This window comes from Alcaligenes sp. LTN-3 (assembly GCF_059735605.1).
This window is the reverse complement of record NZ_JCAPDN010000002.1, coordinates 635,383-655,786: the sequence shown is the minus strand read 5'-3', so window position 1 is coordinate 655,786 and position 20,404 is coordinate 635,383. Positions and strand designations below refer to the sequence as shown.

The window sequence follows — 20,404 nt, the reverse complement described above, 5'->3', positions numbered from 1 at the left end:
CTCGCACTAAGACTGCGCCTCCAGTTGTGTCCTGCCATTTGTTCGCACCAGATGAAAAACCCTGGCGACCCGGTATTATAGTTAAGCCTGCCGTTTAGCGGCACTGCTAAACACTAATCCGTTACGATCTTCTGCTTCCTTTATTTATGTCTGCTTCTATTTCTGCCGCTACCGACCCTCGTTTGCAGCAAGCAATCTCTTGGCTGAACACCCTGAAATCCCGCTTTGGGCTGGATATCGACAGCCTGCAAATGGCCTCCAGCGACGCCAGCTTTCGCCGTTACTTTCGCCTTCAGGCCCAGGACCGCAGCGTCGTTTTGATGGATGCCCCCCCCGCCACTGAAGACTGCAAACCCTTTATACACGTTACCGAACTGCTGGCACCTACTGGTATTCATGTGCCCGAGATCCTGGCGGCTGATACCGAGCAAGGTTTCTTGCTATTGAGCGACCTGGGCCAGGACAATTTCCAGACCGCCCTGAAAAACCCCTTGCCACAAAGCGAGCTGGACAAACTGTACCGCAGTACGCTGTTGACCCTGGTTAAATTGCAACAAGCGGACACCACGGGCTTGCCTGAGTACAACGAACAGCGCCTGCTAGAAGAGCTGCAAGTATTCCCCGAATGGTACATACAGAAGCACCGCCAGTTTGAGCTGAATGAAAAAGATCAGGCCATGTTGCGCAAGACCTTTGCCGAACTGGTTCAGGGCAATGTGCAAAGCGCTACTGTACTCGTGCACCGGGATTTCCACAGCCCTAATTTGATGATGCCCCTGCCCGGACAGACAGAGCCAGGCGTCATTGACTATCAGGATGCCTTGGCCGGCCCCATCACTTATGACATTGCCTCTTTAGTCATGGACGCGCGCGTTACCTGGACGGAGGAGCAGCAACTGGACTGGGCAATTCGCTATTGGCAAGCCGCCATGGAGGCCGGTCTGGATGTCCCCGCCGACTTCGCCGTCTTCCACCAGCAATACGAATGGATGGGCCTGCAACGCAATCTGCGTATTCTGGGTGTCTTTGCCCGCCTTTCTCTGCGTGACGGCAAACACCATTACCTTGATCACATGCCCCGCCTGCTCGGGTATGTACACCAAGTGGCCAGCCGCTACGAAAGCTTCAACGGTTTGCTGCGCCTCTTGAACCGTCTGGAAGGCCGCCAAACTGTTTTAGGCATGACGGTCTGATGCGCGCCATGATTCTGGCGGCGGGTCGAGGCGAGCGCATGCGTCCCTTAACCGACACCTGCCCCAAACCTCTGATTCCGGCCGGCGGCCAGCCACTGATCGTCTGGCATTTGCGTGCGCTGGCCAAAGCGGGCTTTCGTGACGTCATCATCAACCACGCCTGGTTGGGCGAGCAGATTGAATCTACCCTGGGGGACGGCAGCCAATGGGGGCTGCGCCTGAGTTACTCACCAGAAGAAACCGCCCTGGAAACGGCCGGTGGCATTGCCAGGGCACTGGATTTTTTCCAAGACCAGCCTTTCTTGTTAATGAATGGCGATATCTGGTGTGATTGGGATCCGGCACAGGCCTTTGCCATGGCCGAGCGCCTGCAAGCAGGCCCGGAGCAGGCCTGGTTGATCCTGACCCCCAACCCACCCCACCACCCCGAAGGCGACTTTGGCATGCAGGAAGGACAATTGCATCTATGCGCCAAAGCCTGTGCGGGAGCCCGTAGCGCCACCTTGAGCGGCATAGGAGTCTACAAGCCCGAACTCTTTGCGCACCTGCCTAAAGATCAGCCAGCCAAAGCAGCTCCTTTGTTACACGCCGCCATTGATCGCCATCAAGTACTAGGCAGCCTGCATCCAGGTTTCTGGATGGATGTGGGCACCCCCGAACGATTAAACCAGCTAAACCAACACTTGGAATCGTTAGCACCCTCACAGTAAACTGATCATTCGCAGTCTGGTTGGCAGACGTTTCCAAGCACAACAAAGGGCAACAAAGCCAACCAGTCCCGCCTCCTTAGCCCCAATGACGTCTATGCTAATGGGTTTTGTAATCAGGACTTGATTTGTCTCAAGTCCCTTGTCTGACAGGAACGTCTGTTCTCATGCTTGGTTCCTCCAAACGCACCGTATTCAAGCCCACCGCCTACGGCTCCAGCCGTCGAAAACGCCGTATTCCACGCTGGTTTGTCCTGCTGTTGACAGGCATTGCCCTGGGTGCGGGCGGTCTGCTGTTCTTGCAACAAAGTTATGGCCCCACGCGCCTGACCGTAGAGCAGTCCGAACAGTTGCACTATGATCTGAACAGTGCCAACGCCGAGAAGCAACGTTTGCAAGCTCAGTTGAACCAGACCAGCCGGGAGCTGGAAGACGTCAGCCAAAACGAGGACAAACTTGGCAAACAGACCAGCGACCTGCAAGCCATGGTCACCAAACTGGAAAAAGACATTGCCCTGTTTGCCGATGCCATGCCGCCAGACCCGCGCGGGACCTCGCCCGGCATCCGCGCTGCCGAATTCACCATCAAGGAAGGCCAACTGAATCACTTTGTGCTGCTGATGCAAGACAAGGGCAAAGAAACCGAATTTAGCGGCACGATGGAACTGGTTGCAGCGGGTCGTTACAGCAATGGCCGCTCTGGCAATGTGGACCTGCCTGGCCAGACCGTCAGCGTAGGCCGTTATGCCTACATCAATGGCTCCGCCGAGCTGCCCGCCGGCTTTACGCCGCGCCAGGTCACGATACGCATCAAACCAGATGGCTCGAACCGCGTCGTGGCCACACGTACCATCTACGTCACTCCATCGAAATAACAACCCTTGCCTGTCTGTCACGTACAGGCAGGCAATGACAAAAAAGCCCTTCAGGTCCTTGGCTCCATCGCCAAAACCCTGAAGGGCTTTTTTATGCCCAACGATCCCGACAGACGCTTTAAGCTACATGCTGCAAAAAGTCTTTAAGGCGTTGGCTAGGAGGATCACTGAGCAGCTCGGCAGGCGGCCCATCATGCGCTACCCGGCCCTGATCAATAAAAATCAGACGGCTGCCCACACGACGCGCAAAATCCATCTCGTGGGTTACCACCACCATAGTCATGCCTTCCTCTGCCAGCAATTGCATGACCTTGAGCACCTCCTGGCGCAGCTCCGGGTCCAGCGCAGAGGTTGGCTCATCAAACAGCATCAACTTAGGCTTGATCGCCAATGCACGGGCGATAGCCACTCGCTGCTGCTGACCACCGGACAACTCATTCGGGTAATGATTGACGCGCTCGGCCAAGCCCACCTTGGCTAACAGCTCCATCGCTTCCTTACGCGCCTGGGCGCGATCCATGCCCCGCGTATGCACTGGCCCGAACATGACATTTTCCAACGCACTCATCTGCGGAAACAGATTGAACTGCTGAAACACCATGCCAGCTTCCCGGCGCAGCTCCCGCACTTGGGCTGGCGTACCATTCACGCTCAAGCCATTGACCACAATGTCGCCCGCCTGAATGTCTTCCAGCTTGTTGATGCACCGTAAAAAAGTCGACTTCCCCGAACCCGAGGGGCCGACCACCACAACCACTTCGCCCTTATCAATCGTCAGACTGATATCGTCGAGCACGATATTGTCTCCAAAGCGCTTGGTTACCTGCTTGAACTCGACAATACTCATACAATCCTCATACGGTGTTCAATCAACTTCAGAGTCAGGGCAATCAGGCCAGTCAGGATCAGATAGATCACGGCAACCGCCCCCCAAATCTCCACCGAACGAAAGTTATTCGCAATAATCTCCTGACCCTGGCGAGTCAGTTCGGCCACACCGATCACAATAAAGAGCGATGAATCCTTCAGGCTGATAATGCACTGGTTACCCATGGCCGGAATCATGCGGCGAAATGCCACGGGCCCAATGATGTGCCGCAAAATCTTGTAAAACGGCAAGCCCATCGCCTCGCCTGCCTCTTTCAGCCCCTTGGGCACCGATTGCAAGGCACCACGTACGATCTCGGAAATATAGGCTCCGGAATTGATCATCAAGGTAAAAATGGCGGCAGTCAGTCCATCAATGCGGATGTTGGCCAGCAGGGGCAGCGCAAAGTAGATAAACATTACCTGCACGACAATCGGCGTGCCGCGGATAAGCAGCACATAGACCTGGCACAGAAAGGACAGAACCAGCAGCAGATAGCGCCTGAAAAAAGCCAGCAAGAACAGGGCCATCAATGCCTGCAGCGAACTCCAGATCCAGGCCGGCACAAAGCTCAACCAATTACCTGTCAGCCAGGACAGGCCCTTGATCACAAAACCGAGCACAAACAGCCCCAGGATGAACCATGCTGCCCGGCGCCAAGTGACCGGCACCCGAACATAGGTGGTAATCACCCCGGTCAGAAAACCCAATACAGCGCCACCCATCAAACCCGACAGGGTAATGAGCAGCGTCATTTTTGTACCTTCCAGAAGGCTGGGTAAAGCCCCCCAGATAGCGTCCCATTCAAAAGTCACAGTGCTACCTTTGTCTTTGAATAAACGCTCGCAACAGAGCGTCAAAAAATAAAAGCGGTGATCCCGTTACGACACGCGATCACCGCCTGGCATGCGCTTGGCTCCGCGCTGTTTAATCAGGCTGCTTGCCAAACCATTTTTGGTAGATTTTGTCGTAAGTGCCGTCAGCACGAATGTCTTTCAGAGCCTGGTTCACAACCGGAACCAGTTCGCTGTTCTTGGGAAAGCCAATACCGTAGAAGTCACCACTTTTCACGGCGCCAGTGACCTTCACACGGTCCTTGCCGCCGGTCTGGGCGTAATACTGCACATTGGGGGTATCGTGCACCACGGCATCCACACGGCCCGTTGCCAGCTCCAGGAAGGCGTTGTCGATATTGGGAAACAGCTTGAGCTTGGCAGTCGGCACCGAACGCTGCATGAAGTCCACAGTGGCCGTACCGATCTTCACAGCCACCGTCTTGCCTTCCAGGTCGGCGGCGGTCTTGATGGCGGAGTTATCGGTGTTGACCAAAATAGCCAGACCGCTTTCGTAGTAAGGATCGGAGAAATCAATCACTTGCTTGCGGTCATCACGGATGGTGATCCCGGCCAGCGCGGCATCCAGATTGCGCGTTTGCAAACCTGGAATAATGCCGTTGAAATCCATGGGCTGGAAGCGGTAATTCAGATTAGCTTTTTTTGCGACCGCATCCCACAAGTCGATATCAAAGCCTGTGTACTTACCGTTCTGCTTGAACTCAAAAGGCACAAACGCCGTATCGGTTGCGACCACCAGCTCTTTGCCTTGTTGCGCCAAGGCCTGCCCAGCGGGCAAAGCCAAAGCCAGGGCCAAGCCGGCCATCAGGGTTTTCATTTTCTTATTGAACATCCGTTACTCCTCTGTAGGGACTGACCCACAATCAGCCAGTTCGATGTTTACCCAAGTCTGGTACAGGCTCATGACCTGGCCCAGCGTTGATCTATGCTACCCGAAGCAGCCCAACTCTTCGTATTTAATAGTTTTAAAAAAAGAAAAACCTCGGGAAATCCCGAGGTTTTTCAGACAATGAGCCGTATCAAAACTCACATTCAGAACGCAGGAACAATAGCCCCCTTGTATTTGTCTGCAATGAATTTCTTCACATCTTCGCTATGCAAAGCCTGGATCAGCTTGGCTACACGTGGGTCGTCCTTGGACTTGGCAGCCACCGCGATCAAATTGGCGTAAGGAGAGTCTGCACCTTCAATAGCCAAAGCATCCTTGGTGGGGTTCAGACCCGCTTCCAGCGCGTAGTTGGTGTTGATCAGAGCGATATCCACATCAGCCAGTACGCGCGGCAAGGTAGCAGCTTCCAGTTCCTTGAACTTCAGCTTCTTGGGGTTCTGGTCCACATCACGCGAGGTCGCCAGAATATTGGAAGGATCCTTCAGGGTCAGAACACCTGCTTTTTGCAGCAACAGCAAAGCACGAGCGCCATTGGACGGATCGTTAGGGATCGCCACCAGTGCGCCTTCTTTCAGCTCGTCCAGGCTCTTGATCTTGGTGGAGTAAGCACCAAAGGGCTCAACGTGAACCACGGCCACCGACACCAGATCGGTTTTGTGTTCTTTGTTGAAGGTATCCAGGTAAGGCTTATGCTGGAAGAAGTTGGCATCGATATGGCCGTCAGCCACTTGCTGGTTGGGCTGCACGTAATCGGTGAACACCTTGATATCCAGGTTCACGCCTTCCTTGGCCAAAGCAGGCTTGACAAACTCCAGCAGCTCGGCGTGTGGCACAGGGGTAGCAGCAACCGACAAGGTCTCGGCGGCTTGGGCCACACTGGCCAGCAGAGCCGACACGGACAAGGCCAGAACGGGAACAAATTTCTTCAAAGACATGAGCGACTCCAGTTTCAGAAAGGCAAGACTATCACGATAGCTGCCAGAACTTATTTTCGGCTCAAACGAGCCACCATGGCGTCTCCAAACACCTGCAGGAGTTGCACCAGCACCACCAGAATAGTCACGGTAACCACCATGACATCCGTTTGATATCGTTGATAACCAAAGCGCAGGGCCAGGTCACCCAGACCACCACCGCCAATCACCCCGGACATGGCTGAATAGCCCACCAGTGCAATCGCAGTCACAATCAGGGCTGCCACAATGCCGGTCGTCGCTTCGGGCAATAAAGCCAGTAAAACCGTCTGACGAGAGTTGGCTCCCATGGCACGGCAGGCCTCATTCACACCAGGATCCAGTTCACGCAAAACATTTTCTACCAAGCGGGCAAAAAACGGCGCCGCACTCAAGACCAAAGGCGGAATCGCGCCCTGCACTCCCAAAGACGTACCGGCCAAAATGCGCGTCAAGGGAATAATGACGATCAAGAGAATCAGGAACGGCACGGAACGCAAAATGTTCACGATCAGGGACAAGCTCTGGTAGATCCAGGCATTGTCCAACATCTGCTTGCGGCTGGTCAGAAACAGCAGCACGCCTAATGGCAAACCAATAATTGCGGTAAAGCCCAGCGAAATACCTGTCATCAACAAGGTATCAATCGTGGCCTCACCAATCAGCGCCCAATCCAAGTTGCTAAAGTTCATGGCCGCAATACCTCAAATTGGACATTCAATTCAGTCAGCAAGGCATCCAGCCCTGCCTTAGCCTGCGCATCCCCTTGTACGGCCACAACCAGTTGGCCGTAAGGCTCGGTTTTGATGCGACCAATGGCCCCCTGCAATATGCTCACATTCAGCCCCAGTTGGCTGGTAATGCGGCTAATCAAAGGCTCGGTCGTGGCCACACCACGCACACTCAGGCGCATGACACTACCGGGCACACCCTCTGCCAATGCATGCCAGTCGTCAGCGTTCACGCCGCTTTCGCTGAGCAGGGACTGCGTGGTGGGATGATGCGGATGCAGAAACACATCCAGCACTTCGCCACACTCTACAATCTTGCCGGCGTCAATCACCGCCACCCGGTCACAGACGGAGCGAATGACATCCATACCGTGGGTAATCAAGACAATCGTCAGCCCCAGTTCCTGATTGATCTCGCGCAGCAAGCGCAAGATGGACTGGGTAGTTTCTGGATCCAGCGCCGAGGTGGCTTCATCACAGAGCAAAAGCTGCGGTCGATTAGCCAGGGCACGCGCAATACCGACACGCTGCTGCTGTCCGCCCGATAACTGACGGGGATACTTGTTGGCATGATCCTTCAAGCCAACTAGCTCCAACACTTCCAGAGCACGAGCGTGGCGTTGAACACGACCTACCCCTGCCAAGCGCAGAGGAAAGCAGACATTATCCAGAACCGTGCGGGAGTGCAGCAAATTAAAATGCTGGAACACCATGCCCACGCCTTGTCGGAAAGCGCGCAACTGCGCGCCCGAAAAACGTGTGATGTCCTGATCCTGTACCCAGACCTGGCCTGAACTGGGTTGCTCAAGCAGATTGAGCATGCGGATCAGCGTACTTTTCCCAGCACCCGAGCGACCAATAATACCGAAGACCTCTCCTTGGTGAATCTGCAAGGAAACGTCGTTCAAAGCATGAACGGTCCTGCCTGCCAAAGAATAGGTTTTTGAGATGTGTTCAAGACGAATCAAAATGAACTCAGCCTAGTTAGTCAGTCGAGTTATAAAAGCCTGAGCTGTAAGCGAAATTTACCATAAAGCAAATTTGACAATGACCAGATAGATATAACCCTTGGAAATATTGAAACCATACTGAGGGCTGCACTGTATAGCAAGATTTCCGACCGGCCAATGCGCGGACGTGACCTTGGCTGTGCAAGGCAAGCGCCCAAAGAAAAAGGCCGCTAAGCGCGGCCTTGTTTCTACGTTTCAGTGTAGTGGTGGGTCGTGCGCGACTCGAACGCGCGACCAACGGATTAAAAGTCCGCTGCTCTACCAACTGAGCTAACGACCCCCTACTGAAAGATGAAATTATGACCCGATTCCAAGGGCTCGTCAAGCACTAAATGCAAAATAATCAGAAAAAAAGCATTTTTCTTCAAAAAAGATGAAAACAGCGGCTTTCAACGCCCCAGTCTCAACACTTTTCTCTGTTTCAGAAACAAAATTTGAACTTCTATTCAACAGAGTTTTGTGCTGAAAATAGAAAATGCCTCCCGACACGGGGGCTAACCCCACTGCCGGAAGGCATTCAAAGACAATCAGGTTCGTCTAAGACTTAACGGGCACGAGAAATACGAACCTCGGCACCACGGCGTTTGACCTCCAGCCCTTCGGACGGCAGGATCTTCAATCCCTCCAGACCTTTGATGTAGCTGGAGCCTTGCATCTGCATGACGCGGATCTTGTTGCGCATCACAACCGGGCTGTGCTCGGGCATGCCAAACATCCAGACCTCATCAAGCAAGCGGGCCGAGTTAAATTCAGAGGTGTGCTTGACCACCGGTCCCAGACACAGCATATGTCCTTCGCGACCAAAGACCGGCAAACGATCCAGACCCACTGTCATTTTCACGGTCGTGCCACCCTCGTAGCGCCAACCGGTACTCAGATCCCACCAGGCATCGCCTTCAGGCAGATAGACCTCAACATCCTGCCCCGGCTGCAAGACAGGAGCCACCAGCAAGGCAGGGCCCAATAAATACTGGGTGTCCCACAAACGCGCCTGAGCATCTGCCGGGAAGCTTTGAGCCATAGAGCGCTGTACAGGCAAGCCGGTACGCACAGCGTCCTCAATAATGCCCAATACATAAGGCACCAGACGAAAACGCCACTCCAACCAATGGGCAACCTGAGCCTGCGTTTCTTCGTCAAACGCATCAGGCCGCAAAGCAGGAATACCTTGCAGGCTGAAATTCGCCGAGAAAACCGACATGGCCAGCCACCGCAGGTACAACTCTGGCGTCATTTCGCTGGTCGATGCTGCCGCATTGCCCCAACCATGAATCTGGATAGGCACGCCACTATTGCCGGTGGCCAGGGCTGACTTCAAGGATTCCGTCAGACCCGCCCAGGTATTTTCGACCTGAGGACCCAATTGCCAGGCAAAGCGCTGACAAGATGGACTCAGGTCGCGGCTGGCGACCACCCCTTCTTGCGGCGTCTTGTGACCAGCAACCGCGTCGAACAAGGCTTGACGTGCCAGCACAGGATAAATCGCACGCAACAAAGCGCCAGACTCGCCTCCCCGGCTGGTAACGGCATCAGGAATGTCAAAGCGGGCATTGCACAGCACGGCCCCCAGGCCATCGTCGACCATCTGACGCTGACGCTCGGTCCACATGCGAAATACGTCTTTGTGAGTCAGGTCCAGCAAGCCGTAATCGCGGCCACCGCTAAGCGCGTCGCCCGGGAATACATAGGCGCAGCCGTCATCATCATTGATGAGCAACCAGCCGCGATCTTCCCACTCCTCAAACAAGCTGGTGCCCGCCTGTACGCAGGGACGCGTCCAGGCAGCCAGTTGCAACTGATCATTATGCAAGGCAGAGAACGCCTCGCGGGGATCAGCCATGCGGGCGGCGTCCCACTCCAGCGTCGGTTTGTCCTGCTGGAAATCGTACGGCTCAGGAGGCGGCAAGACGGCCACATCCAGTGCAATACCCTGCTCGCGGCACTGATTGGCCAACTCACGCAAGGACGTTACGTCTTGCGCTTGAGCGCCATCCAGCCACAAGCCCATAGGCGTGACACCGGGTTGACCCGCACGGCCCGTCAATGCGGAGTACTGGTTGATGATTTCGCTGGGATCGCCCAGGAACAGGAAAAAATCCAGTTCGGCAGCGTGTACGCGAGCGCGGTACGCATCCAAATCCTGCTGGCCCAGATCGTGTTCCACCCGCTCGAAGGTATTGATGTACAGCCCCCAGCCTTGCGTGCTCCAGAGCAAAGGCAGGCTGCGATCATCCGGACGATCGGTATCGATCATTTCCTCGCGGCGGTCCAGCTCGCCCAAGGTTTCGCCCAGACCATACAAGGCATCTTCCTCGGCCAGGGCCAGATCCAGCTGCCAACAGCGGCTGGGCTCTTGCACCAGTGTCAGCGGTTGCGCCGCACTGCTCAAGAGCAGTTGATCGCCGCGCCGGACCTCGAAGCGCCAGGGATTGGACTGAATATGCAAGGCGACTTCGCCCTGCTCAATCCGCCAGCCGGAATCGGCTGTTTCCAGTTGAAATTCGCTGACCGCCTCATGGCGGGCCAGCAGCATATCGCCCAAAGCTTTGGCACGGGTACTGAGCTTTTCGTTATCGAGCCGGGCAAGCGGCATACAGCGGAAACGAAAAACACCCGGCGCATGAGCTTCGATGCGCAGCGCAAAATCGGTTTCGACAAAAGCGAAATCGGCCAAGGCCGGTTTCGTCGTCAACAAACTCAGATGATTAAACAATTGTGTCACGTCGTCAGAGTGGAGCGAACGGCACGATGCTGATCGCAGGGTCACGCTCAAGATTACTTAACAAGGCCACTATTTTGACGTATTTGCGCTACAAAGGAAAATGTTGCTTCAAATTTCGCCGAAATAATTCGAAAAACGGGCCTTAGCGAGGTATTAAAGCTTGCTCCAAACGCCGCTCCAAAGGAATAGGTTCCTCCAGACAATAAGCGGCAAACAAACTGGCTGCCAGCAGGCTCCAGCTCAAACCACGTGAGCCGTAAGCCGCAGCCATAAACAAACCGGGCTGGCCCGGCACAAAACCCATCACGGGCAAATGGTCACTTAAGGCACAACGCCAACCGGCCCAACCCTGTTCGGGTATCTCCCCCCTCACAGCAGGATTGGCCAGCATGGCAGAAACTTTTTCGATATTTTGCTGATGTCCCTGGTGGCTGACCTGGGCAGATTCACCAAAACGCTCGTAGGTGCTACCGATGACTTGCCCCTGCGGGTCAACAGGCAGGATATAGCCCTGGCCACTTAAAGTCACTCCACCTTGCGTCAACGCCTGCTCAACAGATAAATACGTCACCTGCCCGGCCAGACGCTGCATGGCTGCCAAGCGAGGCATGGGATGCGCCGCCAGCAGCTCGTCTGGCAACAGGCTCAGGCTTTGGGCCGCTGCCGCTATCACGACACGATTGCTGCTTTCCAGGCATTGTCCCCGCTGATTGCAGACATCCCACGCATTCGGCCCCTGGCCGGCTTGCAAGAACACATGCTCTGGAAGGCATTGAATCAAAGGGTGATCCAGCAGACAGGCGACCAGTGCACTGGGATCCACCACCATGCCTTGCGGGAAATACAGGCCACCGCCTTGCAAAGGCACTCCGGCCAAGGCCGAGCCCTGCTCGCGATCCAGCCATTGCACCCAGTCCTGATCCAAAGCCAAACGCGCCAACGCCTGCTGAATATCCGCATCGCTATTGCCCGCCTGACCAAATACCAGCGTCCCTACTCGGCGCGGGCGTGCCGCCTCTGGCAAGCCTTTCCAGCCTTGCCAGGCATGCAGCACAGCATTGCGGCTCAACCGGGCCAAGGGAGCATCATCCAGAGCGAATACCGGAGAGATGGCAGCCAGACGGTGACCTTGATGCGTGGCATCCAGGCCCCGGCTCAAGGCCGGATCACAAACCAGAACAGGCACACCTTTACGCGCCAGTTCCCAGGCACACGCCGCCCCCGCCAAACCAGCACCGATCACTACCACCCGCCCCTGTTGCGGCGGCAAGCTGCCGCGTCGTCCCAGATGGGGACGCAAGCGAGCGCGAATAGTGCACCACTTGCCCCCGGCACCGGGGACTTTTTCCACTTCAAACCCTACCGAGGCCAGATCACGTCGCACCTGCCCTGCACAGCACCAGGAAGCCGCTGTCGCCCCTGGCGCAGCCAGACGCACCAGTTGCCCCAGAACCGAACGCGACCACATGGCAGGATTGCCACGGGGAGCAAAACCATCCAGGTAAAACGCGTCGGCATGGCATTGCAGCTCGCGCATCATGGTTTCAGCTTGCCCAAAGGCCAGGGTCAGCGTGACCCGCCCCTCATCCAGCTCCAGCCTGTGTATACCCGGCACCAGTATGGGCCAGGCTGCCAGCAACTCCTGGGCTTGGGCCTGCAACTGCTCGGGCAAGCGAGCATACAGCGTCGCCAAATCGGCCTGGCGAAAGGGGTGAGCCTCTACCGAGACGAAATGCAGCCTCTGGCTGCGTTGCGGATCCTGACGCCAAGCCTGCCAGGTCGCCAGAAAGCTGGCTCCCAGTCCAAAGCCGGTTTCACAAATCGTGAATTGAGATCGCCCCCGCCAACGCTCGGGCAACCCATTGCCTTGCAGAAAAACCCGCCGGGCTTGGCCCAAGGGGCCATCTGCCGGGTGATAGCTATCCTGATACAGAGCACTGACAGGCACGTCGTGCTCATTGAATTCCAAATTGGCCGGGACCAAAGGCTCAAACGCAAAGGCAGCCATTAATTTTCCTGCCCATCACAACACTCACACACGCTCTAACCCCTTAAACTGGCCTTAATCAAACTGACACCAACAAACACGTACAATCAAAGGTCTTTCTTTCAGACTCTTCTTTTTAAAACCGGATTGCCATGCCATTGTCACGTTTACCGCTCAGCGCCTGCCTGGACGCTGCTGTTACTGCAGCCCATGCCGCCGCCGCTATTTTACAAGCCTATGCGTCGGACCGTAGCTCTCTGGTGATCAGCAACAAAATGCACAACGATCTGGTGTCACAAGCCGATCACGAAGCCGAACAGGCCTGCATCAGTGTGTTGATGGAACGCACTCCAGACATTGATATCGTGGCCGAAGAAAGCGGCGGTGTGAATACAGGCCGCCCCACCTGGTATATCGACCCGCTCGATGGCACCACCAATTTCTTGCACGGCATCCCGCACTATGCCGTTTCGGTCGCCCTGATTGCGCCTGCTGGGACCCAAATGGACAACGGCGTTCTAGCCCAGGACACCCCAGTCATTGCCGTGGTCTACGACCCCAATCGCGAAGAGCTGTTTACAGCCATGTACGGGGTGGGCGCCTGGTTAAATGGCAGCCGTATTCAAACATCCTCATCGAAAAAACTGGCGGATTCGGTATTGGCCACCGGCTTTCCATTTCGCGACTTTTCTTTTTCCGACCAGTACATGCCCAGCCTGAACGCCGCCATTACCGGCAGCCGTGGGGTACGTCGCATGGGTGCCGCCGCGCTGGATCTGGCCTGGGTCGCTTGCGGCCGTTACGACGGATACTGGGAAATGGGCTTGGCCCCCTGGGACGTTGCTGCGGGTACTTTGCTGGTGCGTGAAGCCAAGGGCGTGTGCCAGGACCTGTATCAGGAAGAGCCCTGGCCCGTCAGTGGCCACGTCTACGCAGGCAATGCCCACATTGCCGATGAATTGCTGGGCATGGTGCGCCCGTCGCTGACACAGCGTCCGACCAAACCCAAACCTTAACGCCTTATTCGGGGCCGGTTGCCACACTTCCTGCTCCGATCTTCATCACCCAATAAAAAAGCGAGCCATTTAAGACGGCTCGCTTTTTTCATGCAGATCAGGTTGCAGGCCAGGTTTGACGATTTGCTGAATAATCGCCCCCTGCTCCAAGCCGCCAAATCAAGCCTGCGCTTCAGGCTTGGCCTGCTCGTCCCGCAGGACACGGCGCAAGATCTTGCCCACATTGCTCTTGGGCAGTTCATCACGGAACTCAATGATACGGGGACGCTTGTACGCCGTCAGGCGCTCTTTGCACCATTGCTTGATATCGGCTTCAGTCAGTGATGAATTACGTTTGACCACAAACAGCTTGATGCTTTCACCGCTATGCTCGCTGGGCACTCCGACCGCCGCCACTTCCAGCACATCGGGATGAGCCGCAACCACGTCCTCAATTTCGTTCGGATAAACGTTAAAGCCCGACACCAGAATCATGTCTTTCTTGCGATCCACCAGGCGAATTCGTCCCTGCTGATCCATGACACCAATATCACCCGTTTTCAGGAAACCATTAGGCGTAAAGACATTGGCGGTTTCCTCGGGCTGATTCCAGTAAGCCGACATTACCTGGGGCCCTTTGACGGCCAGCTCGCCCTGCTCACCCATCGCCACTGGCTGGCCTTGCTCATCGAGCAAGAGCACATCAGTAGACGGCAAGGGAAAGCCAATCGTACCGCTGTACTCGCGCGAGTCCGTCGCATTGACCGCCACCACAGGCGAAGTTTCCGACAGGCCGTAGCCTTCTATCAAGGGGCAGCCTGTCACGGCCAGCCAGCGCTCGGCCACGGCCTTTTGCAAAGCGGCACCACCGGCCAGGCACAGCTTGAGTTGTGCAAACGGCAAAGTACGGAATTTTTCGTGATTCGCCAGCGCATTGAACAAGGTATTGACGGCGGGGACAACTTCGGGCGGATTGCGTTTCCAGGCCTTGTATACCGAATTCAGATCACGTGGATTCATCACCAGCACCATATGCATACCCGCATACATGGCGAACAAGCCACAAACGGTCAGCGCGAAGATGTGATACAGCGGCAAGGCCACCATCATGGTGTAGGCAGGGCCCTTGAAGTCACCTAAAGCGGGAAAGCCCACGGCCTCCACCTGTAAAACGTTGGCCATCAGATTGCGTTGGCTCAGCATGGCGCCTTTAGGGCGGCCCGTTGTACCACCCGTGTATTGCAGCAGCGCCAAATCATCCGGTTTGGCGGGCTGACGGCTCAGGCTCAATTTGCTGCCCCGCTCCAGCACTGCTTCCAGACGCTGCGAACCGGGCAAAGAATAAGACGGCACCATACGTTTCAAATAACGCACGGCAAAATTCACCACACTGCCCTTAAGTCCCATCAGGTCGCCCACGGTGCTCACCACCACATGGGCGGGCTTCACATTCGCCGGAACCTGCTGGAGCACATGCGCAAAATTCTCCAGAATCACAATAACCTGGGCCTGACTATCGGCCAGTTGAAACTCAAGCTCACGTTCGGTGTATTGGGGGTTGGTATTGACGCCCACCATGCCCGCTCGCATCGTGCCCAGCAAGCAAATAAGGAAAGGCAGCCCATTGGGCAACATCAGCATGACACGGCTGCCACGCTCCAGGCCCTGGGCTTGCAACCAGGCGGCAAACGCATCTGCGCTGCGGTCCAGATGCTCGTAGGAAATGTCATGCCCCATAAAGGTCAGCGCAGTCCTGTCCTTATGCTTTTTCATGGCGGCATCCAGACAATCGATCAAGGTCTGCTCGGTGCCTAGCTGAATGTCATGGGGCACGGAGGCCGGATAATGCTCGAGCCAAGGTTTTTGCTGAGTATCCAAGGGCTTGTCACCTAATACGTGTTTATTTATGGTTAACTCTACTCTACTTTATTGTTCAAGCCCAAGGACAAGCCCGCATCATGAAGCTGTTTGATCCCATTTCCGCCTGGTCCCATGAAATTGCGGCCATCCGGCGTGATCTCCACACCTACCCCGAACTGGCTTTCGAGGAAACCCGGACGGCCGATCAGGTCGCGTCCTGGCTGGAGAAATGGGACATTCCGGTGCATCGCGGACTGGGTGGCACAGGTGTTGTTGGTATCTTGAAGGGCACCGGCGGCCAGGGCCCATCGGTGGGGCTGCGTGCCGATATGGACGCCCTGCCCATGCAGGAGCTGAACGAGTTTGAACACAAAAGCCGCCACGACGGCAAGATGCACGCCTGTGGACACGATGGACATACCGCCATGCTGCTGGGCGCAGCTCGCTACCTGTCCGAACACCGCGATTTTGCTGGCACTATTTATCTGATTTTTCAGCCTGCCGAAGAGGGCTTTGGTGGCGCACGCGAGATGATCAAGGACGGCCTGTTCACGCTTTTCCCCATGCAAGCGGTGTTTGGCCTGCACAACTGGCCCGGTATGCCTGCCGGCACCTTCGGCGTTTTACCTGGCGCCATGATGGCCTCCAGCAATACCTTTGAAATTCGCATTGAAGGCAAAGGAGCCCATGGTGGCATGCCCCATCTGGGCGTGGACCCTATCATGGCAGCGGTGCAACTGGCGCAAAGCCTGCAAACCATCGTCAGCCGCAATGTGGATCCGCTAGAGCCTGTCGTGTTGAGCATTACCCAGATTCACGCAGGCTCTGCCGACAACGTCATTCCCAACGAGGCCGTCATGCGCGGCACGGTACGCACCTTTTCCACCGAAGCCCTGGATCTGGTCGAGACCCGTATGCGCGAACTGTGCGAACAAAGCTGTGCGGCCCAAGGCTGCAAGGCCGAATTCGACTTTGACCGCCGCTACCCTCCCACCATCAATGATCCCGAACAAGCAGCCTTTTGCGCGCAAGTCATCCGGGAACTGGCCGGCCCCGACAAGCTGCGTCAGGACATCCGCCCTTCCATGGGTGCCGAAGACTTCTCCTTCATGTTGCAGGAAGTCCCAGGCTGCTATGTCTGGTTAGGCAATGGCGATGGCGATCATCGCAGCCCTGGTCACGGCATGGGTCCGTGCATGCTGCACAACGGCAGCTACGATTTCAACGACGCCCTGATCCCCATTGGTGCCAGCTACTGGGCCAAGCTGGCCCTGGACTGGCTGGCACAACATCATTGATGCTTTAACAAATGTTTCATAGCGGGGTTAAAGCTTGCCGTTACAATGGCAAGTTCTATTGTTGACGGCGTGCGCCCGCGCGCTACGGGCATCGGTCCCACCACCCTTTCCTCCTATACGGGAGTATTTGTGACTACTTCAAGCAACATCTCTTCGCTCCCGGACGGAGCCCCCACCCTGCGCGTCATGCCCATGCCCACCGACGCCAATATTCACGGCGATGTATTCGGTGGCTGGATCATGTCTCAGGTGGACATTGCCGGAGCAATTCCTGCAACACGACGTGCCCAAGGCCGGGTTGCCACGATTTCCGTCAATGCCTTCACCTTCAAACAGCCCGTGTTTGTGGGTGACTTGCTCAGCTTCTACACAGAAATCATCAAAACTGGCCGCACCTCCATTACGGTGTCGGTGGAAGTGTATGCAGAACGCAAACGCCTGCAACTGGAAACGGTCAAGGTAACGGAAGCCACGCTGACGTATGTGGCCACCGATGACGAGCGCCGCAGCCGCCCGCTGCCCCCTCTCTAAGCATTTGTGACAGGCAGGCCTATGCAGGAAAACCTGGTACACCCTACTTCGCCCAGTGACACTCCCAAGCCACGCCGCCTGGAGCCTGAGGACGCGCAGCAGGCACTTTACCGCCTGAAAAACATCCTCAAACGCCAAGAGGTGGTCGAGTCACTGGCTCAACGCCAGTTCGAGGACGACGACCGTTCCAACCTGCTTGAAGGCCTGATTCATCGCCAGCATGAAAGCGAGATCAAGGCCATCCTGAACGATCTGCATCCGGCCGACATTGCTTTCATTCTGGAGTCCTTGCCCGAGCTGGAACGCCAGGCCATTTGGCAACTGGTGGATGCCGAACACGATGCTGACGTGCTGCTGGAAGTGGCGGACTGGGCCCGTGAGTCGCTGATTCGCTCCATGGATGCGGCAGACCTGATCGCCGCCGCCGGCAATATGGATGCCGACGAAATCGCCGATCTGGTGCCCGACCTGCCGCCCGATGTGGTGGCCGCCGTGCAGCGCGGCCTGACGGACGAAGAACGTGCGCAACTGATCGAAGCCATGGGCTACCCCGAAGATACGGTGGGTGCCATCATGGACTTTGACATGGTGCGCGTGCGCGAGGACGTGACCCTGGAAGTGGTCTTGCGTTACCTGCGTCGCCTGCAGGAACTGCCAGACCACACTGACCAGATCTTCGTGGTAGACCGTGCCGATAAACTGCAGGGCACCCTGTCGCTGACACGTCTGCTGGTCAGCGAACCCGAAACTCTGGTGTCCTCGGCCATGTCCACCGACTACCTGACTCTGAATCCATTGGACTCGGACTCGGATGCCGCCGGGGCATTTGAGCGCTATGACTTGGTGTCCGCCCCGGTGGTGGACGATATTGGCCGCCTGATTGGCCGAGTCACCATTGACGAGGTCGTGGACGTGCTGCAAGAGGACTCGGAAGAGCAGGCTCTGTCTCGCGCCGGTCTGCAAGAGGATGACATTTTCGCCCCCATCCGCACCGCTATCCGCAACCGGGCCCCCTGGCTACTGATCAACCTCTGTACGGCGGCCACAGCCTCTTTCATTGCCTCGCGCTTTGAGGACACCGTCAGCCACATTGTGATCCTGGCGTTCCTGATGTCGATTGTGGCCGGTATTGGCGGCAACTCCGGCAACCAGACCATGACCATGATTATTCGTGCCATTGCTACTGGCCGTGTCACCGGTTCCAACGTCATCCCACTGATCAAGCGCGAGCTGCTGGTGACCTTTCTGGTCGGGGTCTGTGGCAGTGCAGTAACCGCTTTCTTTGCCTGGTTTATCTCCGGCTCCATTGCCATTGCTGCGGTGATGATGGCCGCCATGATCGGCAATATGCTGATTGGGGCCGCACTGGGTGTGCTAATCCCGATCCTGCGCGACCGCTTTGGCAATGACCCGGCCGTAGGTTCCTCGGTACTGCTGACCTTTGCAACAGACTCGCTGGGGTTTTTGCTGTTCCTGGGACTGGCGACGGTGTTTTTGCTGTAGGTGGCCAGCAGGCATGATTAGAAAAACCGGCTTCTGGCCGGTTTTTTTATCTGCCTCAAAGGGCTTCGATCACGTCTTTTAATCTTTTAACACCAGGAAACTCGGAAATCCGAACACCGGGACGCCGGAACGCCGGAACGCCGGACCGCCGGAACACCCACGTATCGCGGCGTTGGCTCCTTGGCTCCTTGGCTCCTTGGCTCCTTGGCTCCTTGGCTCCTTGGCTCCTTGGCTCCTTGGCTTTCAGTATGTTTGCTTCATCTCATTAAGCACAAGCTCTTTATCCTTCTCAGGGGAAAATCTTGATAGCCAATCCCACAAGTGGCCTCAAACTCAGACGCCAAGCACCTGACGCAAGCGCCAAACTGACCTTCCAAGCAACTAAGAACGGGGGGACGACGATCGGGCCTCTTCCAAAAAGACCTCCAGACTCTCCTTCGTCTCCACAACCTGACTTCGTTGTAACGAATCAGTCTGTGCCGTATGTTCAAAGAAATCCAGCACGCCATTGGTCACTCTGGGTGCAATGCCTGCCAGATCCAGTTGGCGGCGTACTTGCAGAACTTCGTCACGGCGGCGCACACCATGAACCAGATGGCTGCGCAAGCAGGATTCCATGAAGTCCTGCAAGCCCCGCTGGTTCAAATCCTCCAGCACCTCATACAGTTCGTCCCGCAGCCCCATTTGCTCGGCCAGCATCAGAGTTTCAATCCCCAACGCTTCCAAGCCTTTAGTCATCAGGCTGCGCAACAGCTTCAAGCGCATCGCATCCCCGGCCTGCCCCGACAAAATACGCACAGGAGCCCCCTGAGCCTGCCAAAACGCCGCAGCCCTACCAGCCCCTTGCCCGGCGGCCAACAACGCCGTCTGAGCGCCTGTAGAGGGCACAGAGCCCATAATCGCCAGGTCAGCCAGCTCGACTCCATGCTGTCGCGCTAAGACATCCATGCTTTCCATAGCCTGAGGCTCGGCTGTACACAAATCCATATACAGCGTCCCTGCGGACAAATACGGCATGACAGTCTTGGCCACCACGTCTGCCTGTGTACCCGTCACGGCGGACAACACCCCATCCAGATCCTGCCAGTGTGCATTCGTCTGCAAACACAGCTGCGCCCCTAACTGCTGAGCCAGTTCACGAGCGGCAGCACTTTCCCGGCGCACCAGGATAAACGGCACCTGCACACCAGCAGCCTTCAAGGCTGCGCTATAAAAACGCGCAACTTCGCCCGCCCCGATCAAGGCAACACGATGCAATAAGGGAGATAGTGTCATAGAGAAAATACGCAGAAAAACGATAGGCAGCAGCCGGTAGCATCAGGCTGCGCCCTGTAGCTTACAGGGAAAAATGGCCATGAATGAGCACGATGCAGCAATCCAAAAGCCTAGCTACACAAGCGAGGCCACCACCCAAGAAAAAACCCCATG

Annotated in this window: 17 protein-coding genes and 1 tRNA gene; 7 read left to right on the top strand and 11 right to left on the bottom strand. The window is 56.3% G+C overall.

The genetic code is table 11. The features are described 5' to 3' along the window. Nucleotides 1-146 precede the first annotated feature (146 nt). The 3 genes from AC6I6N_RS11355 (at nt 147) to AC6I6N_RS11345 (ending at nt 2,775) form a co-directional block, all read left to right on the top strand. Nucleotides 147-1,193, top strand: a complete 1,047-nt coding sequence (locus AC6I6N_RS11355; RefSeq protein ID WP_108728024.1) for an aminoglycoside phosphotransferase family protein — start codon at nt 147-149, stop codon at nt 1,191-1,193. Next, nucleotides 1,193-1,903: an N-acetylmuramate alpha-1-phosphate uridylyltransferase MurU gene (gene murU / locus AC6I6N_RS11350; protein WP_125277028.1), complete on the top strand. Its 711-nt coding sequence runs from the start codon at nt 1,193-1,195 to the stop codon at nt 1,901-1,903. The genes AC6I6N_RS11355 and murU overlap by 1 nt, the downstream gene beginning before the upstream one ends. A gap of 164 nt (nt 1,904-2,067) precedes the next feature. Further along, a complete protein-coding gene (locus AC6I6N_RS11345; RefSeq protein ID WP_094195772.1) occupies nt 2,068-2,775 on the top strand; it encodes a hypothetical protein in 708 nt (235 codons plus the stop codon). Nucleotides 2,776-2,893: 118 nt separating this feature from the next. On the opposite strand, the gene glnQ is transcribed toward AC6I6N_RS11345, so the two are convergent. From glnQ to mnmC, 9 genes are all read right to left on the bottom strand, one after another. Then, nucleotides 2,894-3,622 (bottom strand): glutamine ABC transporter ATP-binding protein GlnQ, encoded by a 729-nt coding sequence (gene glnQ, locus AC6I6N_RS11340; RefSeq protein WP_094195771.1) that lies wholly within the window; start codon nt 3,620-3,622, stop codon nt 2,894-2,896. Beyond that, complete coding sequence (locus AC6I6N_RS11335) at nt 3,619-4,458, bottom strand: ABC transporter permease subunit (RefSeq protein ID WP_395013623.1); 840 nt, start codon at nt 4,456-4,458, stop codon at nt 3,619-3,621. Before AC6I6N_RS11335 ends, glnQ begins: the two co-directional genes overlap by 4 nt. 112 nt (nt 4,459-4,570) lie before the next feature. Continuing rightward, nucleotides 4,571-5,302: a glutamine ABC transporter substrate-binding protein GlnH gene (glnH, locus tag AC6I6N_RS11330; protein ID WP_395013717.1), complete on the bottom strand. Its 732-nt coding sequence runs from the start codon at nt 5,300-5,302 to the stop codon at nt 4,571-4,573. 227 nt (nt 5,303-5,529) lie between these two features. Then, nucleotides 5,530-6,321 carry a MetQ/NlpA family ABC transporter substrate-binding protein gene (locus tag AC6I6N_RS11325; protein WP_094195768.1) on the bottom strand — a complete coding sequence of 264 codons (792 nt, stop codon included), beginning with the start codon at nt 6,319-6,321 and terminating at the stop codon, nt 5,530-5,532. Between the two features lie 50 nt (nt 6,322-6,371). After that, nucleotides 6,372-7,031: a methionine ABC transporter permease gene (locus AC6I6N_RS11320; RefSeq protein WP_022983463.1), complete on the bottom strand. Its 660-nt coding sequence runs from the start codon at nt 7,029-7,031 to the stop codon at nt 6,372-6,374. Beyond that, complete coding sequence (locus AC6I6N_RS11315; RefSeq protein WP_094195767.1) at nt 7,028-8,038, bottom strand: methionine ABC transporter ATP-binding protein; 1,011 nt, start codon at nt 8,036-8,038, stop codon at nt 7,028-7,030. The genes AC6I6N_RS11320 and AC6I6N_RS11315 overlap by 4 nt, the downstream gene beginning before the upstream one ends. Before the next feature lie 246 nt (nt 8,039-8,284). Next, nucleotides 8,285-8,360: transfer RNA gene (locus AC6I6N_RS11310), tRNA-Lys, on the bottom strand. 264 nt (nt 8,361-8,624) lie between these two features. Continuing rightward, on the bottom strand, nt 8,625-10,793 hold the full coding sequence (locus tag AC6I6N_RS11305) for a glycoside hydrolase family 31 protein (protein WP_094198266.1): 2,169 nt from the start codon (nt 10,791-10,793) through the stop codon (nt 8,625-8,627). A gap of 151 nt (nt 10,794-10,944) precedes the next feature. After that, entirely contained in the window at nt 10,945-12,810 is a 1,866-nt protein-coding gene (mnmC, locus tag AC6I6N_RS11300) for a bifunctional tRNA (5-methylaminomethyl-2-thiouridine)(34)-methyltransferase MnmC2/FAD-dependent 5-carboxymethylaminomethyl-2-thiouridine(34) oxidoreductase MnmC1 (RefSeq protein WP_321267884.1), read from the bottom strand. A 131-nt stretch (nt 12,811-12,941) separates the two neighbouring features. Here mnmC and AC6I6N_RS11295 point away from each other — a divergent pair, with 131 nt between their 5' ends. Beyond that, entirely contained in the window at nt 12,942-13,805 is an 864-nt protein-coding gene (locus tag AC6I6N_RS11295) for an inositol monophosphatase family protein (RefSeq protein ID WP_094195765.1), read from the top strand. Nucleotides 13,806-13,964: 159 nt separating this feature from the next. Here the strand turns inward: AC6I6N_RS11295 and AC6I6N_RS11290 are convergent, their stop codons facing one another. Next, nucleotides 13,965-15,662 carry an AMP-binding protein gene (locus tag AC6I6N_RS11290; RefSeq protein ID WP_497943515.1) on the bottom strand — a complete coding sequence of 566 codons (1,698 nt, stop codon included), beginning with the start codon at nt 15,660-15,662 and terminating at the stop codon, nt 13,965-13,967. Between the two features lie 80 nt (nt 15,663-15,742). On the opposite strand from AC6I6N_RS11290, the gene AC6I6N_RS11285 reads away from it, so the two are divergent. The 3 genes from AC6I6N_RS11285 (at nt 15,743) to mgtE (ending at nt 18,976) form a co-directional block, all read left to right on the top strand. After that, nucleotides 15,743-16,942: a M20 aminoacylase family protein gene (locus AC6I6N_RS11285; RefSeq protein ID WP_094195763.1), complete on the top strand. Its 1,200-nt coding sequence runs from the start codon at nt 15,743-15,745 to the stop codon at nt 16,940-16,942. A gap of 186 nt (nt 16,943-17,128) precedes the next feature. Beyond that, the gene (locus AC6I6N_RS11280) at nt 17,129-17,473 is read left to right on the top strand and encodes an acyl-CoA thioesterase (protein WP_003803527.1); all 345 of its coding nucleotides are present in this window, start codon (nt 17,129-17,131) and stop codon (nt 17,471-17,473) included. A 21-nt stretch (nt 17,474-17,494) separates the two neighbouring features. Beyond that, entirely contained in the window at nt 17,495-18,976 is a 1,482-nt protein-coding gene (gene mgtE, locus AC6I6N_RS11275) for a magnesium transporter (RefSeq protein WP_094195762.1), read from the top strand. Nucleotides 18,977-19,357: 381 nt separating this feature from the next. Here mgtE and AC6I6N_RS11270 read toward each other — a convergent pair whose 3' ends face one another. Further along, nucleotides 19,358-20,251, bottom strand: a complete 894-nt coding sequence (locus AC6I6N_RS11270) for an NAD(P)-binding domain-containing protein (protein WP_497943514.1) — start codon at nt 20,249-20,251, stop codon at nt 19,358-19,360. Nucleotides 20,252-20,404 lie beyond the last annotated feature (153 nt).

What these genes read in the sequence shown, in the direction of transcription:
- AC6I6N_RS11355 (WP_108728024.1), top strand. Translation starts at nt 147, where the DNA reads ATGTCTGCTTCTATTTCTGCCGCTACCGACCCTCGTTTGCAGCAAGCA.
- murU (WP_125277028.1), top strand. Translation starts at nt 1,193, where the DNA reads ATGCGCGCCATGATTCTGGCGGCGGGTCGAGGCGAGCGCATGCGTCCC.
- AC6I6N_RS11345 (WP_094195772.1), top strand. Translation starts at nt 2,068, where the DNA reads ATGCTTGGTTCCTCCAAACGCACCGTATTCAAGCCCACCGCCTACGGC.
- glnQ (WP_094195771.1), bottom strand. Translation starts at nt 3,622, where the DNA reads ATGAGTATTGTCGAGTTCAAGCAGGTAACCAAGCGCTTTGGAGACAAT.
- glnH (WP_395013717.1), bottom strand. Translation starts at nt 5,302, where the DNA reads ATGGCCGGCTTGGCCCTGGCTTTGGCTTTGCCCGCTGGGCAGGCCTTG.
- AC6I6N_RS11325 (WP_094195768.1), bottom strand. Translation starts at nt 6,321, where the DNA reads ATGTCTTTGAAGAAATTTGTTCCCGTTCTGGCCTTGTCCGTGTCGGCT.
- AC6I6N_RS11320 (WP_022983463.1), bottom strand. Translation starts at nt 7,031, where the DNA reads ATGAACTTTAGCAACTTGGATTGGGCGCTGATTGGTGAGGCCACGATT.
- mnmC (WP_321267884.1), bottom strand. Translation starts at nt 12,810, where the DNA reads ATGGCTGCCTTTGCGTTTGAGCCTTTGGTCCCGGCCAATTTGGAATTC.
- AC6I6N_RS11295 (WP_094195765.1), top strand. Translation starts at nt 12,942, where the DNA reads ATGCCATTGTCACGTTTACCGCTCAGCGCCTGCCTGGACGCTGCTGTT.
- AC6I6N_RS11285 (WP_094195763.1), top strand. Translation starts at nt 15,743, where the DNA reads ATGAAGCTGTTTGATCCCATTTCCGCCTGGTCCCATGAAATTGCGGCC.
- AC6I6N_RS11280 (WP_003803527.1), top strand. Translation starts at nt 17,129, where the DNA reads ATGCCCATGCCCACCGACGCCAATATTCACGGCGATGTATTCGGTGGC.
- mgtE (WP_094195762.1), top strand. Translation starts at nt 17,495, where the DNA reads ATGCAGGAAAACCTGGTACACCCTACTTCGCCCAGTGACACTCCCAAG.
- AC6I6N_RS11270 (WP_497943514.1), bottom strand. Translation starts at nt 20,251, where the DNA reads ATGACACTATCTCCCTTATTGCATCGTGTTGCCTTGATCGGGGCGGGC.